1 protein-coding gene and 1 pseudogene are annotated in these 773 nt (G+C 63.8%); both read left to right on the top strand.

Going from position 1 to position 773, the window contains the following annotated elements; all coding sequences use genetic code 11:
• Positions 1-356: pseudogene (locus KVT32_RS27915) on the top strand (cytochrome bc complex cytochrome b subunit); the annotation flags it as partial.
• A gap of 24 nt (positions 357-380) precedes the next feature.
• Positions 381-773: cytochrome c1 (locus tag KVT32_RS27910; RefSeq protein ID WP_305864163.1), on the top strand; the 393-nt coding region annotated here is incomplete at its 3' end.

The following is a 773-nucleotide window of genomic DNA, read 5'->3' as shown; positions in this document are numbered from 1 at the left end:
TGATCGCCCTGCTCCTGATCATCGGCATGCTGCCGCAGGTGCTGGAAGCGAAATTCTGGGGCGTGGTGCTGTTCGGCTCGTCGGTGGTGATCATCGCCTTCCTGCCGTGGCTGGACCACTCGCCGGTGAAGTCGATCCGCTATCGTCCGGTCTGGCACAAGTGGGTGTATGCGCTGTTCGGCATCTCGTTCGTCGCCTTGGGCTACCTCGGTACCCAGCTGCCGACCCCGGCGTACACCACCATCTCGCAGGTGTGCACCCTGTTGTACTTCAGCTTCTTCCTCCTGATGCCGTGGTGGAGCGCGGCCGGCCGCTTCAAGCCGCTGCCCAAGCGCGTGACCTTCCACCCGCATTGATCAACGGACAAGCCAAGGACAACCATGAACTTTACGAAGAAACTGATCGCGGTCCTGGCGCTGGTGCCGGGACTGGCATTCGCGGCAGAAGGCGGCTTCCCGCTCGACCGCGCACCCGAACGCCACGACATGGCGTCGCTGCAGAACGGCGCCAAGCTGTTCGTCAACTATTGCCTGAACTGCCACTCGGCCAGTGCGATGCGCTACAACCGCCTGCGCGACCTGGGCCTCTCGGAGGACCAGATCAAGAACAACCTGTTGTTCTCCGCCGACAAAGTGGGCGAGATGATGACGACGGCAATGCGCCCGGCCGATGCGAAAGCCTGGTCCGGCGCGGTGCCGCCGGATCTGTCGGTGATCGCGCGTGCGAAATCCTCGCCGGCCGGCAGCGGCGCCGACTACCTGTACACCTACCTG

The organism is Achromobacter sp. GbtcB20 (genome assembly GCF_019091095.1).
In the GTDB taxonomy this organism is placed as follows: Bacteria; Pseudomonadota; Gammaproteobacteria; order Burkholderiales; family Burkholderiaceae_B; genus Achromobacter; species Achromobacter mucicolens.
Note: the sequence above shows the minus strand (reverse complement) of the source record. Positions and strands in the feature narration are given on the sequence as shown.